The organism is Myroides sp. LJL116 (genome assembly GCF_054871685.1).
The window spans coordinates 243,493-261,046 of sequence record NZ_JBTXLR010000003.1 but is presented as its reverse complement, the minus strand read 5'-3'; the positions used below and the strand labels follow the sequence as shown (position 1 = coordinate 261,046).

The window sequence follows — 17,554 nt, the reverse complement described above, 5'->3', positions numbered from 1 at the left end:
GTTTTGCCATATTTACTTGAATTACTTATACTAATTTAAGTATATTGGATTGTAATTCAAATAATTATAACGGTGTTTTTTACTTAAAAATACAAAAAAGGGGCTATCTCATTTGAGACAGCCCCTTTTACTATATTATTCACACCCATCTATAGAGCAACTATTGCCTTGAGTAGTGGAAGGGTTATCTTGACTCACAGTAGATTCTTCATAAGCTTGGGTTAGCGCTTGTAAAAAGCTTTCTACTGGTTGTGCCCCTGAGATACCATAGGTTCGATTAATTACAAAGAAAGGTACTCCTTGAATTTGTAATTCTTTAGCCTGGTTGATATCTTCATTTACCTGATCCAGATATTCTTGAGATTCTAAAACGTGGGTAACTTCTTGCTCTTTTAAACCAATTTGCGTAGCTAATTGCTTTAGCACTTGTATATCTCCGATATTTAGCCCGTCAGTAAAGTAAGCTTTAAACAGAGCCTCATTCATCTGTGGAGCTAATTGGCGATCTTGAGCTAGTTGAATCAACCTTTGTGCTCTTAAGGTATTTACTGGAATACACTTATCTAGATTCATTTTGATTCCCACTTGTTGGGCAGCTTGGGTTACATGTGCAAACATTTGTTTGATTTGTTGCGCTGGATAACCTTTATGTTCAATTAAATACTGCTCATTACTAATAGATAGTGCTTCTATTGGTAATGTAGGATCTAATTGGTAACCTTTATATATAATTTCAATCTTGTCCTTGAAGTTTAACTGGTTAATTGCTAATTCCAAGTTTTTTTTACCTATATAACAAAAGGGACAGTCTAAATCTGACCATATTTCTATTTTCATTGCATTCTCATTTAGAATTAAGGATTCAAGATACGTTTTGTTTTTTGTTTTTCTCTAAAGAATAACACATTATTAGCATTTAAAAGTAAGGTAATTTCATCTTTATGCCATCAATTTAGTTGTTAGATAATACTTTGTTTATTTCACCATTTTTGCTAAAAACAGGGGTTTAACTAGAATAATGTACTATTTAATAGGTGAAACACTTCTGTTTTAGTGTTATTTACCATTGTAGGTACTTTTACTTACGGGTGTTTTTTAAGGTTATTAAAGTGTTTTTTAGTGAATTGTAGGGAATAGCTTTTTTTAGAGTTTCGTTAACAAAAATAGATATTGAAGCTATATAGAAGAGTTAATTTGAGTTTTTTATGATATTTTATAAATATAATCTTATTATTTTATCTGTTTTAATAATTTAAAGTTCATAATTTATCACAATAAGTTAATTATTGTTTAAAATATTTAAATTTTATTTAATACATTTATACTTATAAGAAATATAGTATTTACCAATATAATAATTGATTTATGAAAAGAATTATACTTTTATCTATGTTCCTATCCTATGGCTTGACCCAAGCACAGGATACTAATATTGGGGTTGGTATAGGAACGCTTTTACCGGACGCTTCTGCCGCCTTACATATTTCCTCTACCAATAAAGGAGTGATTTATCCAAACATTTCTTTATCGAGTAGAACCGATAAAGCAGCTATCTCTGGTGGAGCTCCTAAAGTGGGATTAATGATTTTTAACACTACCAATGATGACACCAAGGATTTAACTCCAGGCTTTTATGTTTGGGGAGAAGACAAAACAGTAGCTGACACAGATAAATTTAGATGGATACACATTGTCACTAGTGCTGAAATTAAGAAATATATAAGTGATAATACTAGCACTTACACTTTAGATGTAACTGCAAAAATTCCAGATGATAATAATGAGAAAACACAAATTGCTACATTAAAGGATGCTGCGGGATTATCTCAAGGTAGTTTTACAGAGACCCTGACAGCACTTACAGGAGAACTTGTCTTAACACCGACATATTATGACTCTAACTCAAAGCAGATTCGTTATTTGTATGAAAGAGAAAGCGGGATTAAAGATACTATTTTCATTGGTGATGATGTAATACAGAGCTTTGAACATATTGTGAATAATGATTATGTAACAAATATTCTGAAAAATCTTATCAAAAATAGCGCTGGTAGTGTAAATATTAGTAAAGATGCAGATGATTATGTGTTTTCTTATACAGATGCGAGTAATCAGACACAAACCTTTAATCTTACCACAGAAATTAGAGCAAAACAAGCATATACTAGTGCATCTGCAGTAGCTCCAACAGCAACAACAGGGAGTGGATTAAGTATTGTTACTGGTAAAACAGGAGACACACCATTTAATTTTTTAGAAACTGTTACATCATTAAAACGTGAAAAAAATGGAGCTACTCCTGTAACTTATTCTTATCTTAATGAAACTGGTAATGCAGATCCTGTTACTATTAAACCAGTTAGTGATTTAATTGAAGATGTAGATATTTTCTTTGGTGACACTAATGTTATTAATAAAGTTAAAAATATTTCTACTGGAAGTATAGCTTCAGGATGGTATAATCTAGCAGATAGTAAGCCTGCTACTGCAGTAGATCAAGTGGTATATAATACATCAAAAGCTATTATTGGTAGCAATCAAGAAAAAAACCATGCTCAAAGTACAAATATTAAACTGCAAGTAGAAGGTGATGTATTAATCAGCGGTAAGCTTATAACGGCTCATTCCATGTATGCCGATTACGTATTTGAGAAGTACTTTGGTGGACATTCTACCATTAATGATAAATATGTTTTTAATGATTTAGCATATGTAGAAGAGTTTGTTAAGGCGTATAATCACCTTCCTGGAGTAACGAGTATTTCAGAATTAAGCCGCTCAGAGGATGGTGGATATTATGTAGACTTTAGTAAATTAGCTATTGAGCAATTAGAGAAAATTGAGGAATTATATCTACATACTATTGATCAGCAAAATCAATTAGAGTCTTTAAAGCAAAACGTGCAAAGCATGGAGAATAGGCTTTTAGAATTAGAGCGTTTAATGTTAGAGAAGAACCAATAGATTTATTTTCTTTACCATGTAATGGTTAAATTAAATAAAGGCTAACTTAAATGGAAAAAAAATAAGAAAGCTAGTTGTAAATATATTAAGTTTAAAAGAGTATTTTCTACGGAGAATACTCTTTTTTTTATTTATATATGGCTTTTTTTCTTAGTACAATTAATCTGTCTTGTAATAAGAGAATATCTAAGTTATATCTCTGGGCAATATAAGCGATTGTCTCTTTGGTATATATAAATACATGGGTGAGGTCTTTTATATAATACCAGGAATCAAAATCAACTTTCCCGCTGTAAAGATGGGTTTTTATAATCAAATGACCATTGGGCTTTAAAATGGATAAAAGTGTTTCTATTTCTTTTTTTGGGAAGTAAAAGTGTTCGAAAACCTCACATGAGAATATATAATCATATGTATTGTTTTTATAATCTACTTCAGGTGCAAAATAAGGATCATAAAGATCAATGGTATATCCTTTTTTCTTAAGTAAATAGCTAGTTACTGCTGCACTTCCACAACCGAAATCTAAGCCTTGCTGTTCTTTAGTACAATGAAGGGAGATTTGATCCACTAAGTCTTTCACAAAGTTTTGGTAACCAATATCCTCTACATCATTGTTATGCATCAGATAATGTTGTTTTTCTTGCTTTTCACTATAGTGAAACCGGCTATCTTTTACATATCCATGGCATTGTGTGCATAGATAAAAACCAGAGGTATTCTTATGGTATAATTCCTCCTCACATAAAGGACAATTCATAGTAATAATAATAATAATAATAATTTGAGGATATCGCTGTAATAAAATACTAAAGTACATTATTTTATTCAATGTGCCTAAGTGGGATAATACCTGAGTATTTTATGTTAAATAAAGATTTTATATTAAATTATTTTTACTTAAGTAAGATAATTATAGGAGTTTATTAGGATTATTAGATAGATATTTCTTAAATTTAATATAAAATTATAAGGAAGATGTTTTACTTATAATAATTAAAATATTATATACAATTTACCTATGAAAAAAATTCCAGTTTTACTAAGTGTATTATCTTTATGTTTATCAGGCGGAGTATTTGCTCAACAAGCAAAAAATAGCCCAGCTAAGGCTGATCAAGATTTATCGGTAGAGGAAGTTGCTAAAAAGTTAGCAAACCCCGTTGCAAAGCTTATCAGTTTACCTATTGAGGTAGATACGGATTTTGGGGTAGGCCCATTTAGAGGGACTAGAAATACTACTAATATTCAACCAGTAATGCCTTTTCAAATCTCTGAAAAGTGGAATGTGATTACAAGGGTTGTTTTACCTGTTGTTATGCAGTATGATATTACAGGGCCTGCAACAAGACAAAGGGGATTAAGTGATACGGAAGTAACTGCGTTTTTTAGCCCAATTCCTAAAAAGGAAGGTTTAATTTGGGGGGCAGGTCCTATCTTTTTAGCTCCTACGGGAACCCAAGATCTTTTAACTAATAAGAAATGGGGGGTAGGTCCTTCGGCTGTTGCTCTTATACAAAAAAATGGATGGACAGCTGGAGCAATGATTAATCAAGTATGGAGTTTTGCAGGAGATAGAAATCGCGATGCAGTAAATCAGATGTTAGTGGAGCCTTTTGCTAGCTACCAATGGAAAAGTGGAGCAGGAGTCATGATCTTAGCAGAATATAGCCAAGATTGGAGACATGATAGAAGTAGTATGATTATGCAAGCAAGTGTAAGTGGAATTACAAGCATAGGAGAACAAAAGGTACAAATCCTAATTGGACCTAGAGTTACTGTATTTGGGCCAAGTGAAATGCGTTCTGACCTAGGGTTTACTTGCGGAATAACTTTACCGTTTATTAAATAATCAGTATAGTTTGAAATAGATTTATTTTTTATAAATAATATAGAAAAAGCCCTTCATTGTAAAATGAAGGGCTTTTATATATTAAGTAAGATAAATCAGATTTGACAAACGTTTATTATTTTACTTTATTCACGATAGCTGCAAAAGCTGCTGGGTGATTCATAGCTAAATCTGCAAGAACTTTACGGTTCAATTCGATGTTGTTAGCTTTAATTTTCCCCATGAACTGAGAATAGCTAAGTCCGTGTTGTCTAGCTCCTGCGTTAATACGCATGATCCATAATGAACGGAAGTTTCTTTTCTTTTGTTTTCTGTCACGGTAAGCATATACCATTGCTTTTTCTACCGCGTTTTTAGCTACTGTATAAACGTTTTTACGTCTTCCAAAGTAACCTTTGGCTTGCTTCAAAATTCTTTTTCTTCTTGCTCTTGAAGCTACTGCATTTACTGATCTTGCCATTTCTTTAAAATGTGTTTTTGTAGTGGGCGGTTAAATATAACACTTGCTAAATTCTTAGTTTGCCACACTCCAGGGTTATTAAATTGTTTTAACCGAATTCCAATTAAGGATTAGATTAATCTTAATTGATCTTTGATACTTGCTGTATCTGCTTTAGACACTAATCCAGTGTGAGTTAAAGCTAATTTACGCTTTTTAGATTTTTTAGTCAAAATGTGACTTTTAAAAGCGTGTTTTCTTTTGATTTTTCCAGAGCCAGTTAGTTTGAAACGTTTCTTAGCGCTAGATTTAGTTTTCATTTTAGGCATTTCTTTCCTAGGTATTAATGATTATCTTACTTAACTATTTTTTTAATTCTTAGTTAGAATTATACTTTTTTCTTTTTAGGAGCGATAAACATAGTCATACGCTTTCCTTCTAATACAGGCATAGATTCAACTTTACCGTACTCTTCAAGATCCTGTGCTAGTCTTAATAATAAAATTTGACCTTGATCTTTATAAATGATAGAACGACCTTTAAAGAAAACGAATGCTTTTAATTTAGAACCTTCTTTTAAGAATTTCTCAGCATTTTTCTTTTTGAACTCATAGTCGTGCTCATCAGTTTGAGGACCAAAACGAATCTCTTTAACAGTGATTTGAGTTGACTTAGCCTTTAGCATTTTTTCACGCTTCTTTTGCTCGTAAAGGAATTTTTTATAATCAATTACTTTACAAACAGGTGGTTCTGCATTTGGCGAAATCTCCACCAAGTCCAATTCTAACTGTTCAGCAATACGCATTGCGTCTGCTAATTTGTATACACCAAGTTCAACATTGTCTCCAACAAGTCGAACTTCAGGAACGCGGATGGCATTGTTAATTCTATGCGCATCTTTTTTTTCTTCGCGAGGTCTATAACCTCTGTTTTGTCTTACTGCTATGGCTTTAAAAGTTTTTGCTTGTCTTACCAAGCGTTATACATTATATTTTATTCTCCAAACTGTTTGATAGAGGCTTTCACTTGTTCTTGTACTAAAGCAACAAACTCTTCTACCTTCATTGTTTGGTTAGATTTTCCGGAGTCTCCGTGTTTTCTTACAGAAATGGTACCATTTTTTTCTTCCTCTTCACCTACAATCAACATGTAAGGGAATTTTTGTACCTCTGCTTCTCTAATTTTCTTACCGATAGTTTCATTACGGTTATCTACCAGGGTGCGAATTTCGTGATTTTCTAGCAAATCTAAAACTTTTTTCGCATATTTTTCGTATTTCTCACTTAAAGACAGGATAATAGCCTGTTCTGGCACTAACCAAAGTGGGAAATTACCTGCTGTATGCTCTAATAGAATAGCGATAAATCTCTCCATTGAACCAAAAGGAGCACGGTGAATCATTACTGGACGGTGTAATTCATTATCCGATCCTTTGTAAGTTAGGTCAAAACGCTCTGGTAAGTTGTAGTCCACTTGAATTGTTCCAAGTTGCCAGCTTCTTCCTAAAGCATCTTTTACCATAAAGTCTAATTTAGGTCCGTAAAAAGCAGCTTCACCACTTTCAACTACATAATTTAAACCTTTGTCTTTAGCTGCATTGATGATAGCTTGTTCTGCTTTTTCCCAATTTTCAACCGATCCAATGTATTTATCTGGGTTATCTAAATCTCTTACAGAAACTTGAGCAGTAAAGTTCTCAAATCCAAGAGATCCGAATACATATAATACTAGGTCAATTACTTTTTTGAATTCTTCATCTAATTGTTCTGGAGTACAGAAAATATGTGCGTCATCTTGAGTAAATCCTCTAACTCTTGTTAACCCATGAAGCTCTCCTGATTGTTCGTAACGGTATACTGTTCCGAATTCAGCAAAACGCTTAGGTAGATCTTTATAAGACCATGGTTTAGCATTATAAATCTCACAGTGATGAGGACAGTTCATCGGTTTTAGTAAAAACTCTTCTCCTTCCACAGGTGTATGGATAGGTTGGAAACTGTCTTCTCCATATTTTGCATAGTGTCCAGAAGTTACATATAGTTCTTTTTGTCCAATATGTGGAGTTACTACTTGCTCGTAACCTGCTTTTTTCTGTGCTTTTCTTAAGAATTGCTCTAATCTTTCTCTTAAGGCAGCACCTTTAGGTAACCATAAAGGTAAACCTTGTCCTACTTTTTGAGAGAATGTGAATAATTCTAATTCTTTTCCTAATTTACGGTGGTCTCTTTTCTTAGCTTCTTCTAAAAGAGCAAGATATTCCGTTAAATCTTTTTGTTTAGGGAAGGAGATACCATATACACGTGTTAATTGTTTATTTTTCTCGTTTCCTCTCCAATATGCTCCAGCTACAGATAAAACTTTGAAAGCTTTGATAATTCCTGTATTTGGAATATGTCCACCTCTACATAGATCCGTAAAAGTTGAATGATCACAAAATGTGATTGTTCCATCTTCTAAGTTCTCTATTAATTCTACCTTGTATGGGTTGTTTTGTTCTTGGTAATATGCTAATGCATCTGCTTTTGAAGTAGAACGCATTTTGAAATCATGCTTTTGTTTAGCAATCTCTAGTACCTTAGCTTCAATTTGTTTAAAGTCAGCATCTGTTATTTTGTGATCTTGGAAGTCCACATCGTAATAGAATCCGCTTTCAATTGAAGGACCAATAGTTAAGATAACTCCAGGGTATAACTCTTGTAAAGCTTGCGCCATTACGTGAGATGTAGAGTGCCAAAAAGCTTGCTTTCCTTGGGTATCATTCCAAGTATATAAAACTAGACTACCATCTTGGGTCAACTCGGTGGTGGTTTCGATGGTGGTGCCGTTAAAGCTTGCTGAAATAACATTTCTAGCTAAGCCTTCGCTTATACTTTTTGCAACATCGAATGCAGTCACCCCTGAGGCGAACTCTTTCACTGAACCGTCTGGTAATGTAATTTTAATCATAATTAATTTCAAAAATAAAAGGCAAATATACTGAAAATACTAGAGAATAACAACATTCCTTAAAGCAGGAACTGTTTTTTTATTAAATATTTCTTCTATTGGTAATAAATGTCAGTATATAAGGTTTTTTATATGTGTTATTGGGTTATATTTTAATGTTTATTTTAGTTAATTAAATACCTAGTAGAGTTTTACTATCTATGTTATTTTGCTTTCTAAGCTTGGAAGAAGTAGGCTGTTTTTAACCATTCCCCTCTAGGTTGGTTTAATGTATTTCTAAAATGATAAGGAGAGTTAATGTTTAGGTAGTTTTGTAAATTACTTCAAATAAACTTCCGTCTTCACATTTTAGAGTTTTAGCTGGGTATTTTAATAATAAAGCATAATCATGGGTAACCATTAAAATGGTTTTTCCACTTTGATTTATACTTCTTAAAAGCTCCATTACCTCTGCACTTGTTTGAGGGTCAAGATTACCTGTAGGTTCATCAGCAAGAATTAAATCTGGATCATTTAACAGAGCTCTTGCAATTGCAACGCGTTGTTGTTCTCCACCGGAAAGTTGATGCGGCATTTTTTGAATATGATCTAACATGCCAACGGCTTTTAACACTTCTTCAATTTTTCGATCGATTGCTTGGGATTCGCTCCAGCCAGTTGCTTTTAACGCAAAATGAAGATTCCCATATATGGTTCGATCTGGAAGAAGTTTAAAGTCTTGAAATACGATTCCTAAAGAGCGTCTTAAATATGGTATGTCTCTTTGTTTTAAAGTTTTCAAATCATAGTCTACAATACTACCGTATCCGTGGTCCAAAGGTAGGTCAGCGTAAAGTGTTTTCATAAAACTACTTTTACCTGCCCCTGTTTTACCAATGATATAAATAAACTCTCCTTTGTCAACATTTAAATTAACATTGGAAAGAATCTTGTTTTTATTTTGATAAATATCGACTCCTTGTAATGACAATACTGTTTTAGACATAAATATGAATGTGAAATTTTGGGTAAATGTACTAAGTTTAATTATTTTACCATAATAAAGCCAAATAAATATAAGCTTAGAAAGTATTGTTTTACCTTACTTAAGCTATTTGATCTTAGTTTTTCTTACCCAAGAGAGTAAAAGGGTTTATGGATACGCCTAAAGTTACGAAAAAACGAGTAGATGGCTTTAATTCTAATAATGGATTAGAGAATTTTTTACCTTTCTCAAATAGCTCTGCTTTATAGGTGCTTTTAACTCCTGTTTTTGCAGTAAGAATTAAGTCCCCAAAAGCTTTTTCATACTTAAGCCCCGAGTTTATATCGATTTGACGATAGATATAGGTCTGGTTTTCTTTGAATGCATCAAACAAATAAAAGTTTACTTGTTCTAGGTCCGTTCCAATAGAGAGTCTTGAGCTACTGCCAAAGGTTTTTCTTAAGTGCATACCACTAGGTAAGGTAATGTCTAATAAATAATTTCTACCTAATTGATTTTGGTATGCAATTATCGGTAGGACAGGGAACTGAACTTTAGGGTCTATGTTGAATAAGACTCCTAGACTAAAATTAGTTTTTTGATCGCTTTTAATTATCAGTATACTGGAGAATAAACCTTTTATTCTTTCGAAATTTTTGATACTAGTATCTAATCTTAAACTACCTGAGAAGATAGCTCTTTTTCCCCAAAGAGTAGTGGTGTATAGAGTATTGAAAGAAAATAAAATCTCATGATAGGTTTTAATATGGGAAAGGTTTTCTTGGTTGATAGGATTGGTTATATTTCCATCAAATCGTACATTGGAATAGCCTATGGATGATCCGATAATCCATCTGTTTTTGGCAAAAAATCGCATATTAGCGCTAACCCTTATGTGTTCAAAATGGTTAACTCTATTTGGACTTTCACTTGAATGTGCGCCTTTGTATTTATAATTATACGGCCCATTGAAGGTATAGTCAATATTCAAAGGACGAAGTCTAGTAAAGTGGTCTGTTGTATAGGTTACAATTTTCTTAGGAACAGAAATCTGTTGGGATAAACTATCCTTTTCTTGGGCATTACTAGAATGGTAAATAAAAAAGCAAAGAAGGAGTAAAACGTTGTTTTTGAAAGCTATCATTTTTAAGGCACTTGATTTTAAAAGAAAGAGGGTCTGTTTGGGTTTTAAAAAGGGAACTAAGGTAGTGTTTTATTTAAAATTATAAAGTTTTTATTGCTAATGCTTAAATAAAAGACTATTAAAAAGCAGTGAAGGTATTTGTTATTTGCTATTAGGATTTTTTTGTTTGGGTAATAAGTCCTTATAATGTGGTAAAAGGGGACGTTTTAAAATAAGTTATAAAATCATCAAAGGCAGCCTTGAAAAAAGACTGCCTTTGATGTTCTAACTAACCAATTTATTATTCCCTTAATTATTTCATACCTGATGTTTTACGTTTACAATGCAAAAATAGGGCGCTTTTTCACATGGAAGTTTATCTAAATGTTATCAAATAGCTAATAAAGTGATATGTGGTTTTTTTTTGTTTAACCCCATAGCTCTAAGGGCCAGTTAAATAAGGGTTTTTGGCGATTTTACAATAGTATTTATATGGGGTAAAAGTGTTAAAAGTTGTACTTGTTTGTTAGCTTTGCACAAATTTTTTTACAGCTATGAATATTATTAAACAACTTGTTATTATAGCAGGGTGTCTCGCCTTTGGCGAATTAGTTATTAAAGTACTTCCACTTAAACTACCATCAAGTATAATTGGATTGCTTTTATTGTGGACTTTATTGAAGATGCAATGGGTTAAGGTTAAGGATATTGAGCAATTAAGTAGTTTTTTGCTTCAAAATATGGGGCTGTTTTTCGTTCCACCTTGTGTGGCTATGCTCAATTATTTTGATCTAATTAGCGATTCTATTATTCCTATCCTTTTAACTACAGTTGGAAGTACTGCCGTAGTAATGTTTACTACTGGATTAACCCATCAAATTTTAAGAAAGAAAAAATGATTTATTTTGAAAGTGCCGAGTTTATCTTGTTTTTAACCTTGAGTGTCTATGCTCTTGCTTTAACCTTGTCTAGTAAGTATAAGTATATGATATTCAACCCTATTATATTTAGTATTTTTGTATTAATAGGGTATTTATTGGTGTTAGATATACCTTATGAAAAGTATAACCAAGCAGGAAAGTATATTGATTTTTTCTTGCAGCCTTCTATTGTGGCTCTAGCGGTTCCTTTATATGCAAACTGGGATAAAATTAAAAACCAAATTGTTCCTATTTTAACTAGTCAATTTATAGCAAGTATTTTCGGTGTATTATCCATTGTATTATTCGCAAAATTATTAGGAGCGGAAAAAGAGATTATCTTATCTTTAGCTCCAAGTAGTATTAGTACCCCTATAGCTTTAGAGGTGTCTAAGAGTATAGGAGGTATTCCTTCGGTTACTGCCTCAGCAGTTATGCTAACTGGAATAATCGGAAGTATGGTAGGTTTTAGGTTTTTAAATCTTGCAAGAATTACTAATCCTGTCTCTCAAGGACTTGCTATGGGAAGTTCTGCAGCAGCTATGGGAACCATGCGCGCATTGCAAATAAGTGATAAATATGGAGCTTTTGCGAGTGTTGGCATGATTTTTAATGGTGTTATTACGGCTTTTTTAGCTCCCATTATTTTACAATGGATACATGTTTATTTGTAGGGCCTTAACTTTTTTTTGTTAAAAATAATGTTAAAGCGGATTTTGGGACTATTAAAAACGCCATTGATTGCTTTTTTCAATGGTATAAAATGATATATTTACAAATAAATAAATAAAAATAAAATGCGTAAAATTAATAGATTAGCTTATTTGGCTTTGGGGTTGACTGGCCTAACAGCTACGGCGCAACAGTCAGCGATTTACACCAATGGTTTAGCAGATTTTAATCACGCAGTAGCCTTATATGATGAGGAGCAATACTTAGCTGCTCAACTACTTTTTGAGAAAGTGAAAAACTCCTCTTCCGCCAACTATACTGAAGTACAAGCTGATTGTGCTTATTATATAGCTAATTGTGCTATCCGCTTAGATCAAGTAGGAGCTGAAAGAAAAATAGATGAATTCGTTAAAAATTACCCCACAAGTGCTAAACAAAATCAAGCTTATGTGGATGTAACGGATTATTATTTCTCTAAAGGTGAATATGCAAAGGCTTTACAATACGCTGGTAAAGTGAGAAGCGTTACCATTTTAGAACACAGTAAGCAGGACCGATTTTTGTTTCAAAAAGGCTATAGTTTTTTTTATGTAAAAAATCCTAAAGAAGCTAGAAAAACATTATTAAAAGTTAGACCAGAGAGCCAATGGGGAGATCAAGCTACCTATTATTTAGGCTATATGGCTTATGCAAATAACAATTATGAAGATGCTAAAAAGCATTTTGAAAAAATTGATGTTACTTCTTCTTATCAAGATAAAATGGGGTATTATAAAGCGGATATGAATTTCAAAAGTGGAAATTTTGAAAATTCATTAACCGAAGGTTTAACCCAATTAGATAAAGCTAGTGAAGCCTCTGAGCGTTCAGAACTTTCCAAAATAGTAGGGGAAAGTTATTTTAATTTGGAGCAATATGACAAAGCACTTGTTTATCTGCAAGAATACCAAGGAAAAGAAGGAAAGTGGAATAATACCGATTTTTATCAATTAGGATATACGTATTACAAACAAGGTGAGTATGATAAGGCTATAGAGCAATTCAATAAAATAATTCAAGGTAATAATAGTATTGCTCAAAATGCCTATTATCACTTAGGAGAGAGTTACTTACATACTGGAAAAAAAATCCAAGCTTTAAATGCTTTTAAAAATGCTTCGGAAATGCGTTTTGATGCTTCTATACAGCAAGATGCGTTTTTGAATTACGCCAAGCTTAGTTATGAAATTGGAAATGCCTTTGAGAGTGCTCCTAGTGTTTTAATGGCTTTTATAGAGAAATATCCTAATTCTCCACACAGAGAGGAGTTAGAAGGACTTCTTATTGATTCTTATATTACTTCTAAAAACTATAAAGATGCATTGCGTTTATTAGAGCAGAATAAATCTATAGGTAATGCTTTAGTATATCAAAAGGTAGCTTTTTACAGAGGACTTGAGCTGTATGGAGAAGGACAATACGATCAAGCTATTGTAATGTTTAATAAATCTCTTTCCGAAAAACAAGACCTAGAATTAAGTGCTAGGGCTTTGTATTGGAAGGCAGAAGCTCAATCTTCTTTAGGGAAGTATAGAGATGCCTTAAATAATTTTATAGAATTTAAAGATGCTAGTGGTTCTAGAGTGACTCCTGAATACAGCAATATTGATTATAATATTGGTTATGCTTTATTTAAGCTTAAAAATTATCCTCAAGCCTTAGAGGCGTTTACTTCTTATGTAAACACTCCTGGAATTAATTCCGATAGAAAGTACGATAGTTATCTTCGTATTGGAGATGCGAATTTTGTTTTAGGGAAATACTGGCCTGCCATGGATGCTTATAATGTGATTATAAATGCGAACCATGGAGATGTTGCTTATGCGAAATTTCAAAAAGCATTGTCTTATGGTTTTGTGGATAGACAGAATCAAAAATTACAAGAACTTGGGCTTTTCGTACAAGATTATCCGAACTCTAGTTTAGCAGATCAAGCACAATACGAGTTAGGGGTTACCTATGAGCTTTTAAAGCAAAATAATGAAGCAGTAATAGCTTTTGAAACTTTAATTACTAATTACCCTAATTCTACAAGAAAAACAAGAGCAATATTACGCCAAGGACTTATCTTTTATAATACCAACCAAAGTGAAAAGGCTTTAGCTAAGTTTAAAGATGTTGTAACGGATTCTCCGAATTCCCCAGAGGCAGTTGAAGCAGTTCAAAATGCTCGTTTGATTTATATGGACAAAGGACAAGTAGATCAATATGCTCAGTGGGTTAAAGGTTTATCTTTTATAGAGGTGTCTGACTCGGAGATCGAAAGAGACTCTTTTGATTCAGCCGATAGACAATATATTTTAAATAATAGTTCTGAAGCTATTAAAGGATATGAGCAGTACTTAAGAGAATTTCCAAATGGTAAAAATGCTTTAGCGGCTAATTTTAATTTAGCTCAACTTTACTTTGCTAATCAAGATTTAAGTAAGGCACAAAAGTATTATGCCAATGTTGTTTCTTTTGGTAAAACCCAATATAGTGAAATAAGTTTGTCTCGTTTAGCAGAAATGTATCTTAAAGAAAAGAAAGATAGCCAAGCTAAACAAGTTTTACTTCAATTAGAGGCAGAGGCATCTCAAAGCCAAAATCAGATTTTTGCAATGTCTAACTTAATGAAGCTTTACTATCAAGAGAAAGATTATCAAAAAGCTTTAGAATACGCTCAAAAAGTATTGGATAAGCCTAATTTAGACAAACGTGTAAAAAGTGATGCTCAGTTAATTGTAGCTCGTACTGCTTTTGCTACTGGTGATAAACAAAAAGCTGCTCAAGGGTATAAACAAGTATTGGTTTCTGCTACGGGTGAAGTAGCGGCCGAGGCATTATACTACCAAGCTTATTTCCAAAATGAACAAGGTCAATATGAATTGTCTAACCAAAGTGTGCAAACTCTTGCTAAAGACTATTCAGGTTATTCTTACTATGGTGCTAAAGGTTTGGTTTTAATGGCTAAAAACTTTTATGCTTTAAATGATAGTTATCAAGCTACTTACATATTAGATAGTGTTATTAAGAACTTTTCTCAATATAAAGATGTTGTATTTGAGGCCAAAAAAGAATTAGAGGCTATAAATGCTGAAGAAGCAAAGCGAAATTCATCGGTAGTTCAATAAGTACTAAAAAAATGATAGAAATGAAAAATAAAAATATATATATAGCTTTAACAGCATTTTTAGTAAGTGGTTATGGTTTTGCTCAAGATAAAAAACCAACACCAGATTTAGGTACAGAAGAAGTAACAGTTGTTAGGGGGTACGAAGCAGTTATAAATGATGCTTTTAAGGTAAAAGAAACTCCTTCGATGGACTCACAGGAACAGTTAGTGAAAAAGGAGATAGAATATACAATTACTTCTTTCCCAGTGGCTTCAACTTTTGTTCCAGAAAAAGGAGAGGTAGCACAAGTGGAGGATGCCCCTAGATTAAAACCTTTTTCTAATTACGCATTAGCATCTTTTGGAAACTATTCTAATATAAATGCTGAAGTGTTTTTAAGTGAGAAATTAGATAAGTTCTCTTCTATTGCTTTATTTGCTAAACATAAATCTGGTAAGGGCTTAAAAAAGGAACTACTAGATAATAATTTTGCTAAGACAGAATTTGCTGCGTTTTACCTTGGAGATAAAAAAGATTTTGGATGGAGAGCTGAATTAGGAGGAAGTATGCAAACTGCTAATTGGTATGGACTTGCCACGGATCGTGTTGATTTTTCCGATGCGATGCTTAATAATATTGATCCCAAGCAAAAATACAAGGATATTTATGTAAGAGCTAATTTCGATTTCAGAAATTTACCTTTCACTTCTTTAGAGGTAGGTTATGATCGTTTTTGGGATGATTACAAAACTACAGAGAATAGATTTGTTATTCGCCCAAATATTAAAACTAGAATTGGCTATGTTAGTGATTTAAAGGTTGGATTCGTTGTAGATTATGTATCTACTCAATATAAAGATTTATTTGTTAGTCCAGGTGTAGTGCAAGACATGGAATATAAAAATCTAAATTTAGGTTTACAGCCAAGTATTAGTTTTAGCGATGAGACATATTCTGTGGATTTAGGACTTGGAATTTTTTATAACGATGGTAAAATAAACTCCGGTAGTGATAATAAATTCTTTGTATATCCACAGATTAGAGCCACTTACAATTTAGTGAATGATATTTTAGTAGCTTATGCAGGAATAGAGGGAGGGTTAAAACAAAATTCTTTTAAAGATTTTGTTGCATTAAATCCTTTTGTATCTCCAAACTTGCAAATTGCTCCAACAAGTGAAAAGTATGATTTATACCTTGGGTTAAGAGGGAAATTAGATAATAATATTTCTTTCAATGTGAAAGGGTCTTATAAGAATCAAAGTGATTTTGCTACCTTTGTTAGTGGAGTATTCCCTATGAGTAGTTCAGATGAAACACCATCTTATGGCTATGGGAATTCCTTTGATGTAGAGTACCAAAATCTTAAGACATTAAATTTATTTGCTGAGTTGAGATATGAATTCGAAAGTCAAACATCTATAGGGGTTAATGCTCAATACAACCACTATAAAACCGATCAATTAAAACCTTGGAATTTACCGCGTTTTAAAGCCGGAGCGGATGTAAACTTGGAATTTGATCAAGGTTGGTTTGCTACGATGGAATTATTTTATGCAGGGGAGCGTTTTGATCGTTTTGCATTTTTTAATTCTATTACTCAAGAGCAAAGCAATTTTGTTTCTAAGCTAGATGGATATGTTGATTTAAACATTAAAGTGGGGTATCGTCCAACAATGAATTGGACCATATTTGTAACTGGAAATAATTTACTAAACAACAAATACGAAAGGTTTGTAAATTATAAAGTACAGGGGCTTCAAGGTTCATTAGGAGCTATTTACAAATTTGACTTTAGATAATTAGTAGAATAAGATGTTTTGTTTATACACAATTAGTACTTCTTTTTAATAGTTAAATATAACTTTTGTGATTATTTAAATGAAATAAGGATTACTTTTGTGAATTCAAACAAACAACAACAACAACAACAACAACAAACAACAAACAAAACATGACTTTAAAGGAAAACCTTAAAAAGATTTGTCTTGAACGATTGAATGAAAAAATCATGGCTTTTCAAGGGATAATCGAGGACCTAGCATTAGATGCTCAAAATGATGCTAAGAGTTCTGCCGGAGATAAGCATGAAACAGCTTTGTCGATGATGCATATCGAACAAGAAAATTTAAGTAAGAAAATTCGCGAAAATATTGCAATCCGCGATATTATCCAGAAAATTGACGCAAAGAAGGTATCCGATCAAGTGGAGTTTGGTAGCGTTGTTCAGTTAAATACAGTTTACTTATTCCTTTCGGCAGCATTACCAAAAATAAGCTTTGATCAAGAATCAATTTTAGCAATTTCAATGGATGCTCCTATAGCTAAGCAATTAGTAGGTAGAAAGGTAAATGACTCCTTTGTATTTAATAACTGTGAATTTAAAGTAAATTATTTAGAATAGTAATCAACTTGAAATAAAAACCAAAAGCGTAAAGACAAAAATCTTTACGCTTTTTTTATTGACTTTTTTTTGTTTTTTGTGTGTATTAAAGCCTCTGCTGGTTTGATATAGTCTTTGAAATTGTTTATATTTGTAC

Annotated in this window: 15 protein-coding genes; 7 read left to right on the top strand and 8 right to left on the bottom strand. The window is 32.5% G+C overall.

Translation table 11 applies throughout. The annotated features are described in order from the left end of the window. Positions 1 to 135: 135 nt before the first annotated feature. Positions 136 to 837: a DsbA family oxidoreductase gene (locus ACYSNM_RS04560; protein WP_461755814.1), complete on the bottom strand. Its 702-nt coding sequence runs from the start codon at positions 835 to 837 to the stop codon at positions 136 to 138. A gap of 528 nt (positions 838 to 1,365) precedes the next feature. On the opposite strand from ACYSNM_RS04560, the gene ACYSNM_RS04555 reads away from it, so the two are divergent. Continuing rightward, a complete protein-coding gene (locus tag ACYSNM_RS04555) occupies positions 1,366 to 2,964 on the top strand; it encodes a hypothetical protein (protein ID WP_461755813.1) in 1,599 nt (532 codons plus the stop codon). Between the two features lie 127 nt (positions 2,965 to 3,091). Here ACYSNM_RS04555 and ACYSNM_RS04550 read toward each other — a convergent pair whose 3' ends face one another. Continuing rightward, the gene (locus ACYSNM_RS04550) at positions 3,092 to 3,784 is read right to left on the bottom strand and encodes a class I SAM-dependent methyltransferase (RefSeq protein ID WP_461755812.1); all 693 of its coding nucleotides are present in this window, start codon (positions 3,782 to 3,784) and stop codon (positions 3,092 to 3,094) included. Between the two features lie 201 nt (positions 3,785 to 3,985). Here ACYSNM_RS04550 and ACYSNM_RS04545 point away from each other — a divergent pair, with 201 nt between their 5' ends. Continuing rightward, positions 3,986 to 4,816: a hypothetical protein gene (locus tag ACYSNM_RS04545; RefSeq protein ID WP_461755811.1), complete on the top strand. Its 831-nt coding sequence runs from the start codon at positions 3,986 to 3,988 to the stop codon at positions 4,814 to 4,816. Positions 4,817 to 4,931: 115 nt separating this feature from the next. On the opposite strand, the gene rplT is transcribed toward ACYSNM_RS04545, so the two are convergent. From rplT to ACYSNM_RS04515, 6 genes are all read right to left on the bottom strand, one after another. Next, a complete protein-coding gene (gene rplT, locus ACYSNM_RS04540) occupies positions 4,932 to 5,276 on the bottom strand; it encodes a 50S ribosomal protein L20 (RefSeq protein WP_461754365.1) in 345 nt (114 codons plus the stop codon). A gap of 110 nt (positions 5,277 to 5,386) precedes the next feature. Then, the gene (gene rpmI, locus ACYSNM_RS04535; RefSeq protein WP_461754364.1) at positions 5,387 to 5,584 is read right to left on the bottom strand and encodes a 50S ribosomal protein L35; all 198 of its coding nucleotides are present in this window, start codon (positions 5,582 to 5,584) and stop codon (positions 5,387 to 5,389) included. A gap of 59 nt (positions 5,585 to 5,643) precedes the next feature. Further along, positions 5,644 to 6,201: a translation initiation factor IF-3 gene (gene infC / locus ACYSNM_RS04530; RefSeq protein ID WP_461754378.1), complete on the bottom strand. Its 558-nt coding sequence runs from the start codon at positions 6,199 to 6,201 to the stop codon at positions 5,644 to 5,646. 47 nt (positions 6,202 to 6,248) lie between these two features. Continuing rightward, on the bottom strand, positions 6,249 to 8,201 hold the full coding sequence (gene thrS / locus ACYSNM_RS04525) for a threonine--tRNA ligase (RefSeq protein WP_461754363.1): 1,953 nt from the start codon (positions 8,199 to 8,201) through the stop codon (positions 6,249 to 6,251). 301 nt (positions 8,202 to 8,502) lie between these two features. Then, entirely contained in the window at positions 8,503 to 9,186 is a 684-nt protein-coding gene (locus ACYSNM_RS04520) for a cell division ATP-binding protein FtsE (protein WP_461755810.1), read from the bottom strand. 115 nt (positions 9,187 to 9,301) lie between these two features. After that, positions 9,302 to 10,309, bottom strand: coding sequence for a hypothetical protein (locus ACYSNM_RS04515; RefSeq protein ID WP_461755809.1), 1,008 nt, complete (start codon positions 10,307 to 10,309; stop codon positions 9,302 to 9,304). 533 nt (positions 10,310 to 10,842) lie between these two features. Between ACYSNM_RS04515 and ACYSNM_RS04510 the strand changes: the two genes are divergently transcribed. From ACYSNM_RS04510 to ACYSNM_RS04490, 5 genes are all read left to right on the top strand, one after another. Next, positions 10,843 to 11,187: a CidA/LrgA family protein gene (locus tag ACYSNM_RS04510; RefSeq protein ID WP_461755808.1), complete on the top strand. Its 345-nt coding sequence runs from the start codon at positions 10,843 to 10,845 to the stop codon at positions 11,185 to 11,187. Further along, entirely contained in the window at positions 11,184 to 11,882 is a 699-nt protein-coding gene (locus tag ACYSNM_RS04505; protein WP_461755807.1) for an LrgB family protein, read from the top strand. Before ACYSNM_RS04510 ends, ACYSNM_RS04505 begins: the two co-directional genes overlap by 4 nt. A gap of 123 nt (positions 11,883 to 12,005) precedes the next feature. Further along, complete coding sequence (locus tag ACYSNM_RS04500; protein ID WP_461755806.1) at positions 12,006 to 15,032, top strand: tetratricopeptide repeat protein; 3,027 nt, start codon at positions 12,006 to 12,008, stop codon at positions 15,030 to 15,032. A gap of 20 nt (positions 15,033 to 15,052) precedes the next feature. After that, on the top strand, positions 15,053 to 16,816 hold the full coding sequence (locus ACYSNM_RS04495) for a TonB-dependent receptor domain-containing protein (protein ID WP_461755805.1): 1,764 nt from the start codon (positions 15,053 to 15,055) through the stop codon (positions 16,814 to 16,816). Between the two features lie 152 nt (positions 16,817 to 16,968). Then, entirely contained in the window at positions 16,969 to 17,418 is a 450-nt protein-coding gene (locus tag ACYSNM_RS04490) for a hypothetical protein (protein WP_461755804.1), read from the top strand. The last annotated feature ends 136 nt before the right edge of the window (positions 17,419 to 17,554 follow it).

Coding starts and splice junctions, on each gene's coding strand:
- ACYSNM_RS04515 (WP_461755809.1), bottom strand. CDS start 10,309: ATGATAGCTTTCAAAAACAACGTTTTACTCCTTCTTTGCTTTTTTATT.
- ACYSNM_RS04510 (WP_461755808.1), top strand. CDS start 10,843: ATGAATATTATTAAACAACTTGTTATTATAGCAGGGTGTCTCGCCTTT.
- ACYSNM_RS04545 (WP_461755811.1), top strand. CDS start 3,986: ATGAAAAAAATTCCAGTTTTACTAAGTGTATTATCTTTATGTTTATCA.
- rplT (WP_461754365.1), bottom strand. CDS start 5,276: ATGGCAAGATCAGTAAATGCAGTAGCTTCAAGAGCAAGAAGAAAAAGA.
- ACYSNM_RS04505 (WP_461755807.1), top strand. CDS start 11,184: ATGATTTATTTTGAAAGTGCCGAGTTTATCTTGTTTTTAACCTTGAGT.
- ACYSNM_RS04500 (WP_461755806.1), top strand. CDS start 12,006: ATGCGTAAAATTAATAGATTAGCTTATTTGGCTTTGGGGTTGACTGGC.
- ACYSNM_RS04520 (WP_461755810.1), bottom strand. CDS start 9,186: ATGTCTAAAACAGTATTGTCATTACAAGGAGTCGATATTTATCAAAAT.
- thrS (WP_461754363.1), bottom strand. CDS start 8,201: ATGATTAAAATTACATTACCAGACGGTTCAGTGAAAGAGTTCGCCTCA.
- ACYSNM_RS04490 (WP_461755804.1), top strand. CDS start 16,969: ATGACTTTAAAGGAAAACCTTAAAAAGATTTGTCTTGAACGATTGAAT.
- ACYSNM_RS04560 (WP_461755814.1), bottom strand. CDS start 837: ATGAAAATAGAAATATGGTCAGATTTAGACTGTCCCTTTTGTTATATA.
- ACYSNM_RS04495 (WP_461755805.1), top strand. CDS start 15,053: ATGAAAAATAAAAATATATATATAGCTTTAACAGCATTTTTAGTAAGT.
- ACYSNM_RS04555 (WP_461755813.1), top strand. CDS start 1,366: ATGAAAAGAATTATACTTTTATCTATGTTCCTATCCTATGGCTTGACC.
- ACYSNM_RS04550 (WP_461755812.1), bottom strand. CDS start 3,784: ATGTACTTTAGTATTTTATTACAGCGATATCCTCAAATTATTATTATT.
- rpmI (WP_461754364.1), bottom strand. CDS start 5,584: ATGCCTAAAATGAAAACTAAATCTAGCGCTAAGAAACGTTTCAAACTA.